The following is a 10,753-nucleotide window of genomic DNA, read 5'->3' on the forward strand; positions in this document are numbered from 1 at the left end:
CTTAGTGATATTTGCGCAAACCAGTATAAACGCGATTTTTAGATTATGCGGGAATAGTGTTCAGCAGGAAAAACGAAGGGCATAACCTTAGTTATGCCCTTCGATCGATTTAGAAGGCTTTACCGACAAATAAATACAAGGATTTATCACCCATATCTGTAATACCAAAGCCCAGTGCTGCCGGCCCCATGGAAGTATCTGTGCCTATGTAAAGGCTAGAAGCATAGATAAGGTCTGAGAGGGATACCTCTGAGCGTTCATACCATACATTTCCCGCCTCTAAACTTAGCCCTAAATAGAGTGGGTAATCTCTCATACCTAATAAGGCATCTCGGCCCAGATCATACTGATAGACAAAGGCGCCAAAGAGCTTATGCGCCCCTGTGAGCGAGTCCTTGTGATAACCAGAAAGGTTTAAGAAACCGCCCAAATCGGACAAGTGTAACGTATTAAGTCCGTCATTATTATTTGTCGCAAGCGACGCTTTACCCACAAAGGCATGATTGCCAACGCTGAGCGCGCCTTTCCAATCGGCTTCAACCTGAACACTAAATTCGTTTTTATTGTTATCAACGACATCGTCAAAATCTTCATTACGCACATACACATTTAAGGTGATGCGGTTACCCGAAGTCGGGAAACTAATACTGTCTAAGCTGTCATAACCAACCCTCAAGTAAGCACCGTAGGAGTTAAAATCAAAATCCTTCAGCAACCAGGCATCGTTGACGATAACGCCCTTTTCCGCCACAAGACCAAACTCGATAAATCCTTGTAAAACATAGTTATAGCCAATACCCAGTTCAACTGTGTGAGTCTTCTTGTCGAAGATTAGGGCGCGGTTGTTGTTATCGTACAAGTCCCAATTATGAATATCGTATTGATAACGGGCTCGACTATAAAACTCTTGGTCCCTATCCAAGGGTTGATAAAACTCGGTCGCAAATAGTTTTTCAAAGCCCAATTTGACTTCGTTACGCCACTCGCCGCCGTTAAAGGTTAAGTCGGTCATGGTGTAAGCCATGTCGAAACTGATGGCTGAATCGGTACTAAAATCATCTTCCCAGTTAAAGCCAAGTTGGAAGTAATTTGGCCCCCAGGATTTAGCACGGGTAGTCACAGTCAGCACTCGGCCTTCTTCGCCTTCCACAAACTCGGCATCCACGCGCTCAAATTTGTTTAAGGCATAAATCCGTTTTAACGCCTCGTTTAGCTCATCCTTAGTCACAGCTTGGCCGGCTTTCAGATCTAAGGTTTCCTTCAATAGGTTTAGACTGACCTTAGACTGGTTATCGAATACGATTTCTTTAATAGGATGCGCCACATCCGCCATTAATAACTTGCCCTTGGCCTTCTTCGCATCCACATAGGCGGCATATTCTTCAGCGCTGACACTCATGCCCTGCAATTTATCTAGCTGGCCGTTGGCGGCTTCTTTCCCTAACGTCAGGGCCAAGGGCATGATGGTAAAGTCTGTGGTGCTTAAGGCATCGATAGCGGGACGGATCAATACGTCTTTATCTGTTAGTAATTGTTTTTGCTTTTCGGTACTGGCATTGGTCAGGAAGTTAGATAACTGGTCGAGCACCGCAATCGTGCTATTCAATTTGTCTTTTTTCACCAGCGGCGAGCCGATATCTACGGCAATGATGATATCCGCGCCCATAGCCTTAACCACATCCACGGGCATATTGTTGGCAATACCGCCATCGACTAATAACTTGCCATCGATCTGAGTCGGTTGCAGTGCACCCGGCACAGTCGCAGATGCCTGCATGGCTTTGACTAAACTGCCGTGGTCGATGACGACGGGCAAACTGGTTTCTAAATCCGTCGCGACCGCACGATAGGGAATGGCTAAGGCATCAAAATCGCCAAATTGCTGTACCAGATCGGTTGATTGGCGTAATAGCTGCGACATGGTTTGCCCACGCAACAATCCACTCGGTGCCCTAACCTCTCCTTCGTTGTAACCTATGTTGAGCGGAATATTGTAACGATCACGTAACTGCTTATCTCGATAACTCAAGACGTTACGCGGAATGGTATCCGAATAACCGCTGTCCCAATCGACCCCCATCATGATGGTTTCGACTTCACTTGCACTGTATCCCAAGGCATACATACCCGCGACATAAGCGCCGATACTCGTACCTGCAATATAGTCCACAGGAATATGATGTTCTTCTAAAATTTTAAGTACACCAACATGGGCGGCGCCTTTAGCACCACCACCGCTTAACACTAATCCTATTTTTGGCCGTTCAGCCGCACATAAGGGAGTCAGCAACACACATAAAAAGAGAGAAGCTACTATTCGGCGCATCATAATGAGTACTTTTATAGGATAAAAAATTTCGAGTTAATATTAGCAAATTTATCTATTTAACCATCAGTCATATTTTATCTGAACCGATGAGTTGAAAATTTGCCATTAATGATCGCGTTATTTCATTTACGTTTAAACACAAGTGCTGTAAACAGATAATTCAACATAAAACCCCAACTTGAGCCGAGGCTAAAAATGCGCAATTAAACACACATAAATTGCAGATTAAGATTGCAATGAGTCAAGCGGAGACTGTAACTGAAGATATTTTTCAAAATCACTGACAGACATTGGTTTGGCAAAGTAATAGCCCTGAACAATATAACAGCCACGGCTAAAAAGCTGCTCTAACTGCTCAACGGTTTCAACCCCTTCAGCTACTACGGTTAATTTTAAGTTACGTGCCAATTCAATAATACTACTCACAATAGCCTGATCGGCAGAATTCGAGGCGATATCGATCAAAAATGAACGGTCAATTTTGAGTGTATTCACCTCAAAATTGCGTAAATAAGCTAAAGAGGAATATCCGGTGCCAAAGTCGTCAATCGCGACTTCAATGCCAAGCTCGTCAAGCTGCATTAAGTGGGCTTTAGCCACTTGCAACTCTTTCATTAACACTCCTTCGGTAATTTCTAAGCATAAAGATGAAGCTGGCATACGGGTGGCATCGAGAATTTTCTTCACGCCATCGATAAAGTCTGGTTGACGGAAATGCACAGCTGAAATATTGACCGACAATTTAAATGGCTCAGCGGTTTGCATTGCCCATTTTGCCCCATCCGAACACGCACGGCGTAAAACCCAGCGATCAATATCAACAACCAAACCACAAGCTTCGGCAACTTTAATAAAAATATCGGGTCGCACAAAACCATCGACGGGATGTCGCCAACGAATGAGTGCTTCCATGCCAATAAATTTATCCCCCTGCAAAATATCAATTTGTGGTTGATAATACAGTTCAAATTCTTGCCGCTCTATCGCTTTACGTAAATCAGCCTCCAAACGTAAATGGTATAACGCTTGGGCATTGCGCTCTGATGAATAATATTTGAAGTTACCACGACCTTCTTCCTTGGCATGATACATGGCCAGATCCGCATTTTTTATGAAGGCTTCTGGCTGCATTGCATCATCGGGCCAAATACTGATCCCAATGCTGGTTGAAATATAAAACTCGCGGCCAAACAACCTAAATGGCGCGACGATTTGTGCCAACAACTGTTCAGCTAAGTGGTTAATATCACTTAACTCTTTAACATTCTTCAGCAAAATAACAAATTCATCGCCACCAAAACGGCAGAGTAAATGGTCACTTCCGATACAGGATTGTAATCGATTAGATGCTTCAACTAAGAGTGCATCGCCCATACTGTGGCCATAGGAATCATTGACATGCTTAAATCTATCTAGGTCAAGAAACAGCAATGCTAACTTTTCACCACTTTGCTCAGCCGCTTGAATAGATTGCATCAAACGATTGGCGAATAACGAACGGTTAGGGAGTCCTGTTAATACATCGTAATTTGCCAGACGTCTAAGGTCGGCCTCGGTGCGTTTCCGCTCAGTGATATCTGAAAATACTACTACATAGTGAATGGCATTTTCATTCAGTGACTGCATCACCGATACGTTAAGCCATACGGGATAAACTAGGCCGTTTTGTCCGACTAACTCACGCTCACCCGTCCATGAGCTATCCTGACCAAGTAACTGGGCAACTTCCGTAGATAACCCATCCTTCATTTGCACAAATTGCGAAAATGATAGGCCGACTAAGCTCTGTTGTTCTGAGCCTATAATGTGCTGAGCGGCATGATTGGCAACACGAATATTTTCATCTACGTCTAAAATAAGTACACCTTCTGATGTATTTTCAAACGCTTGGGCTAAAAGACTGACTTCATCTTCAAGCTGCCGCTGCAAGGTTATATCACTATAAATCCCCGCTACCCGCTCAATAACTTGGGTTTGTTTATTACGAGCCACAGGACGCCCACGCACCCTCAACCAGCCCCAGTTACCATCGCGACGATGATATCGATATTCGGCTTCAAACCGATCAACCTCTCCTGCAAGCATGCTATTCCATTGCACCAGTACTTTTTCCCGATCCAAAGGATGTACGGGAAGTGATTCAAGAGTAAGTACAATTTCGTTGGCATGACTTCCCAAGACATAACCGCGGTTATCGAGATAAAAACATTGGCTATCCCTGTGCCATTCCCAAAGATCAGAGTCGCTGCCACGTAACGATTGCCTGAGACGATCATCACTCTCGGTTAGCGCTTGGTTCATCGCCATAAAGGTGCGAACCTGACGCTGTCGATACCACGCTAAACTCAGTGCAATAATTGAAAACACTAATAATAATAGACCTTTAAACCCTTGAGTCAGCCACCAGTGCTGCTCAACATAGAAGGGAAAAGTAAAGGGCTTATCTGACCAGATTCCATTGACTTGGCTTAACACCTCAAGTAGATATTCTCCCGCTGCTAAGCCTGCGAGGTTTACCTGCGACTCACCTTGGAGCAGCACGTAGTTATCTTCCTCCCCTTGATATCTGAGTCGATATTTAAATTGTATTGGCGAATCATCAAGATAATCGAGGTTAGTGATCTGCAGGCTTACCATATTGGCGTCAGGCTTAATCACCATCAACGGTTTGGGTAACAACGAAACTTGGGTATTGTTGTCGTAATAAACCGATACCGACTCCAACATCACATGATCATCGGCAATACGGTTGACCATCTTGTCCACATCAAGGTTCATCACCCCTTCAGGAGTACCAATATACAGACCTGAAACGGCAGAATAAAAATAGGCGCCTTCATTCATTTCATTAGAAATTAGGCCATCAAGTTGGTTAAACATTGAGATTTGCCCTGTCGCTCTATCTTGACGAATTAGCGAATCAGCACAGGCAACGACATTGGCATTGGTTGTTTTTTGGATAAAAAATACCGAACTACAATTTACTTGCCATTGTGAACTTAACGATACCAGTTTGCCGCCGTGGAGATTTAATTCGAATAAGCCCCTTTCATAGGAGCCAAACCACATCACACCGGGAGATATTTCTTCAATATGGCTAATTGAGGGCACAGAGTTTAAGCCACTAAACAATTGTCTTTGATCGTGAAAAAGATTTTGCTCGTCAATATAACCAAATACCTTTCGTCCACCTATCCATAACTTGCCGTCAGAGGCTCGATATAAAGTACGAATGGTCGGCCGCTTAAGCTCTGGCGAATTCCCAGTTGCCCCATCAAAGTTAAATGGCTGCGGCTCAAACAGTCCTTGCTCCCAAAAATACAGCCCCGTACCCGTTGCAATCCAAAACCGTCCTTTGAGTTTGGGATCGGCATAAGTGCCATAGATGAGTTTATTTTTAAATGCTTCACCACCATGCGTCCACTGGGCAAAACTGATCCCTTTTAAGGTCAACTTATCCACGACAAACAAACCACTCGTGGTCGAAACTAATAAATAGTGGTCAATAAAGCGACTGATCCCGTAAACACTCTCGTGCGGCTTTAATCCCTCAATATCTACGGTAATTGCTTTTTGAGTGTTTCGCCCGACAAAGCTGACATTTGACGCCCCAAACCATAATCCTTCATCACTCGCAAACACCGACCACACCATAGCGTCAGATAATTGGTGTGGCGGTTCGCCAGTATAAGTATCAAGAATGAAATCCGGTTGCGAGGCCAGTAAGGCTAAACCATCTCCAGAGCCCCCAACCCACATCAAACCTGATTTATCAAACAATATCGCCTTTAATGTTTCCATATTGGCTTGAGTTTTAAGCTCTTGTTGATAATTTTCAATCTGATGGGTATCTGGAGACCACTTTAATAAACCTGCCCGACTCGAAAACCAAATCTCACCATTATGGCCTTCAGCCATAGCAGTGCTCCAATCGGGTAATTCAGGAACAGGGAAAATCTGTAAGGTTTTTGGTTCTAATCGGTAAATCCCTCGACTCGTTGCAATCCAAATACGCTGTTTTGAATCCTCAAGCATATCCAGAATACTGCCCATAGGTTCAGTCCATTGGTAATCAACAACTTTTTCCCCGGCACTGTTAAGGAGTAACAATTGAAATTGACCCGCAACAAGAAACTGACCATCAGGCATGCTCAATAACTTGCGCCAGGGTAGATCGCGATTAACGGGTAACTGACTCACTAAAGTTAAGGTCAAGGTTGAGGGGGATAAGTCGTAAATCTGGCCGTTATCAATCAACAAGCGCCATTCTTGGGCATTTTTACGAGCAGCAGAAATTAACACTCCACCAGGGAAATGAGGGAATAAATTAGGTGACCCCATCTGGGTAAATTGATTTTTTGCGATGTCATAAAGATAGGTTGCGGCATTGGTACTGACTAACAGCATATCGCGATCGATATTGACAACTGTTGTCAAAAACTCATCAGCAAGGCGTAACTCAGAACCCGTTTTATCAATTCGCCTCACTTTAGAATTACTAACCCGATATAAACCTTGCTCGGTTGCAGCCCATATAAAACCATGGTCATCGAGTGTGAGCGCGCGAATACTGGTCGCTTCAAGTCCGTCCCTGTCGGAAAAAACCCGTTGTACAAAACTACCCGCCCAAGCCGAATGAAGACCTGAACAAAAAACCAATATTGATGCCAAAAGGAAGTGGATTATTATTTTTTTCATTTGACGACTTACTTAACACCATAGTTTTACTGTAGCAGTTCAAAAGCCTCAATTCACCCGCTTATTCACATTAGCGTTACAATTTTCTCAAGACAATAAAAAAGCGCCCTTAAGGCGCTTTTTGTAGCTCGGCTAAATTACTTTTTCTTTGCCTTTGGGTTTGGCAGGTCAGTAATAGAACCTTCGTAGATTTCAGCCGCTAGACCCACTGACTCGTGCAGAGTTGGGTGAGCGTGGATAGTTAATGCTAAATCTTCAGCATCACAACCCATTTCGATTGCCAGACCAATTTCACCTAACAGTTCGCCACCGTTCACACCCACGATAGCACCACCGATAACGCGGTGAGTGTCTTTATCGAAAATCAGCTTAGTCATACCTTCGCTGCAATCAGAAGCGATTGCACGGCCAGAGGCTGCCCATGGGAAAGTCGCTGTTTCGTAAGCAATACCTTGCTCTTTAGCTTCTTTCTCAGTCAGACCAACCCAGGCCACTTCAGGGTCTGTGTAAGCGATTGATGGGATAACTTTTGGATCGAAGTAGTGCTTCATACCCGCGATCACTTCGGCCGCTACGTGGCCTTCGTGCACGCCTTTGTGAGCGAGCATTGGTTGACCAACGATGTCACCGATAGCGTAGATGTGCGGTACGTTAGTACGTAATTGTTTGTCTACGTTGATGAAACCACGCTCATCAATCTTAACGCCCGCTTTTTCAGCGTCGATCAGCTTGCCATTTGGTGTACGGCCGATAGCCACTAATACTGCATCGTAACGTACTGGCTCAGTTGGCGCGCTCTTACCTTCCATCGAAACGTAGATACCGTCTTCACGGGCTTCAACCGCAGTGACTTTGGTTTCGAGGATCAGGTTGAATTTCTTCTTGATTTGCTTAGTGAATACGCGAACAACGTCTTTGTCAGCCGCAGGGATCACTTGGTCGAACATTTCAACCACGTCGATTTCACTGCCTAAAGATGAATACACCGTACCCATTTCTAAACCGATGATACCGCCGCCCATGACCAGCAGTTTGCCAGGAACTTCTTTCAGTTCTAATGCGTCGGTCGAATCCCAAATACGTGGGTCTTCATGGGGAATGAATGGCAGTTTGATTGGGCGAGAACCCGCAGCGATGATCGCTTGGTCAAACTTAACAACGGTCACTGTGCCGTCTTCAGCAGTCACTTCTAAGCTGTTAGGGCCTGTAAATTTACCGAAGCCATTAACAACGTTTACTTTACGCATTTTAGACATGCCGCCTAAGCCACCAGTCAACTGGCTGATCACTTTTTGCTTGAAGCTGCGTAACTTGTCTAAATCGATGGTTGGCTCGCCGAACACCACACCGTGTGCAGCAACGGCTTTGGCTTCTTCGATGACTTTAGCAACGTGTAACAGGGCTTTAGATGGGATACAACCCACGTTCAAACACACGCCACCTAAAGTGCTAAAACGTTCAACGATAACGGTTTCCAGACCTAAGTCAGCCGCACGGAAGGCAGCAGAATATCCCGCAGGACCTGCACCTAATACCACTACCTGAGTTTTGATTTCGTTACTCATGTTTTCCTCTAATTCTCATTCAATCCGTTGGAGGGGAGTAATCCTGCCAACCGAAAATGCGCCAGCGCGTAAGGTGGGCGCATTTTAACCTGTGTTTGATACTGATCACAATAAACAAAAGGCCACTCAAGATGAGCAGCCTTATTTGTTTACAGAATCAAAGTACGAATATCGGACAGAATTCCTGACAGGGTCACGCTAAAGCGTGCAGCCATTGCACCATCGATCACGCGGTGATCGTAGGATAGCGACAGTGGCAACATCAATTTAGGCTCGAACTCTTTACCATTCCACTTAGGCTTAATTTCAGATTTAGACACACCTAAAATCGCCACGTCTGGGTAGTTAACGATTGGGGTAAATGCAGTACCACCAATGCCACCTAGGCTTGAAATAGTGAAGCAGCTACCCTGCATATCAGCAGATTTGAGCTTACCATCGCGAGCACGGATAGAAATATCGGCCAGCTCACGAGATAACTCGATAATGCCTTTCTTATCCACGTCACGCACCACTGGCACAACCAAACCGTTTGGCGTATCAACCGCCACACCGATGTGGTAGTACTTCTTCTGGATCAGTGATTCACCGTCGCTGCTTAAGCTTGAGTTGAACACAGGGAACTGTTGTAGCGTTTTCGCCACAGCTTTCATCATAAAGACCAGCGGAGTGATCTTATAATCGGCTTTCTTCTTCGCCGCCGCGTCGTTCTGCTGCTTACGGAACTCTTCCATTTCAGTGATATCAGCTTCATCGAACTGAGTCACGTGAGGAATAGTTACCCAGTTGCGGTGCAGGTTTGGACCAGAGATCTTCTGGATACGGCTTAATGGAATCTCTTCCACTTCACCAAACTTGCTGAAATCCACTTTCGGTGCGGCAATCACTTGCAGACCACCACCGTTACCCGCTGCAACGGAAGTTGCCGCTGTCGCCTTAGGACGAGACAGTTCGTATTTCACATACGCCTGAACGTCTTCCTTCATGATGCGACCTTTACGGCCAGAACCCGTCACTTGAGTAAGATCCACACCAAATTCACGGGCCAAACGGCGAACCGCAGGAGATGCATGAACCGCACCAGTAGACACAGGCGCACCTGCACTTGGGTGATGTGGAACCGGTGGACGGCTCGGCGCGGCTGCAACAGGAGCTGGTGCCACTTCTTGGGCGACTGGTGCAGGTGCTGGCGCGGCGGCTTGAGGTGCAGGAGCTGCACCAGCAGTCACAGTTTCAATCGTCGCAATCACGCTACCTTGCGAAACCTTATCACCCACTTTAACGGTTAACGACAACAGTTTACCGGCGAATGGCGCAGGCACTTCCATGGTCGCTTTATCGGTTTCTAACGTGATCAAACCTTGGTCGGCGGTGATCATATCACCCACAGACACTAGCACTTCGATCACATCGACATTGCTGGCATCACCAATATCTGGCACTTGGATTTCTTTAACAGCAACCACTGGTGCTGCAGCTGCAACTGGAGCAATTGGCGCAGCAGGAGCCGCTTGAGCGACAGGAGCTGATGCTGCTGGCGCGCTCGCTTGTGGCGCTGCAGCAGGAGCCGCGCCGCCCACTTCGAGCATGATCACTAATGAGCCTTGGGAAACCTTGTCACCCACAGCCACTTTCACTTCTTTTACCACACCCGCGAATGGCGATGGTACGTCCATGGTCGCTTTGTCGGTTTCAAGCGTGATAAGGCCAGCGTCAACCTCAATCTTATCGCCAGCGGCGACTAAGACTTCGATAACTGACACATCGGTGTCACCACCGATATCTGGCACAGTGACCTCAACTAATTTGGTTGCACCCGTTGCCGGCGCTGCAACAGCAGGGGCTGGAGCCGCTTGTACTGGAGCTGGCGCAGGAGTGGCAGCTTGAGCAACTGGCGCAGCAGCTTGAGCGAATGCACCCGCTGCTTGCATCATCGCAATTAAGGTACCTTCGCTGACTTTGTCACCGACGGCCACTTTCAATTCGGCTAACACACCCGCGAAAGGCGCAGGAATGTCCATGGTCGCCTTGTCGCTTTCAACGGTCAGAATCGACTCTTCCGCTGCTAAGGTATCGCCCACAGAAGCACAGATTTCGATAACCTGTACTTCATCGCCGCCGATATCAGGAACAAAAACTTCTTTTAATTCAGCCATTTTTA

General features: G+C 46.0%; 4 protein-coding genes. All 4 read right to left on the minus strand.

Going from position 1 to position 10,753, the window contains the following annotated elements; all coding sequences use genetic code 11:
- Positions 1 to 109: 109 nt before the first annotated feature.
- The 4 genes from AEA42_RS20530 to aceF all read right to left on the minus strand — a co-directional run bounded on the left by AEA42_RS20530 (position 110) and on the right by aceF (position 10,748).
- Positions 110 to 2,329: a patatin-like phospholipase family protein gene (locus tag AEA42_RS20530; RefSeq protein WP_055648713.1), complete on the minus strand. Its 2,220-nt coding sequence runs from the start codon at positions 2,327 to 2,329 to the stop codon at positions 110 to 112.
- Between the two features lie 225 nt (positions 2,330 to 2,554).
- A complete protein-coding gene (locus AEA42_RS20535; RefSeq protein WP_055648714.1) occupies positions 2,555 to 7,027 on the minus strand; it encodes an EAL domain-containing protein in 4,473 nt (1,490 codons plus the stop codon).
- 137 nt (positions 7,028 to 7,164) lie between these two features.
- Positions 7,165 to 8,592, minus strand: a complete 1,428-nt coding sequence (gene lpdA / locus AEA42_RS20540) for a dihydrolipoyl dehydrogenase (RefSeq protein WP_011715641.1) — start codon at positions 8,590 to 8,592, stop codon at positions 7,165 to 7,167.
- A gap of 149 nt (positions 8,593 to 8,741) precedes the next feature.
- Positions 8,742 to 10,748: a dihydrolipoyllysine-residue acetyltransferase gene (gene aceF / locus AEA42_RS20545; protein ID WP_055648715.1), complete on the minus strand. Its 2,007-nt coding sequence runs from the start codon at positions 10,746 to 10,748 to the stop codon at positions 8,742 to 8,744.
- Positions 10,749 to 10,753 lie beyond the last annotated feature (5 nt).

The sequence above is a fragment of the Shewanella sp. Sh95 genome (assembly GCF_001308045.1).
Taxonomy (GTDB): Bacteria; Pseudomonadota; Gammaproteobacteria; order Enterobacterales; family Shewanellaceae; genus Shewanella; species Shewanella xiamenensis.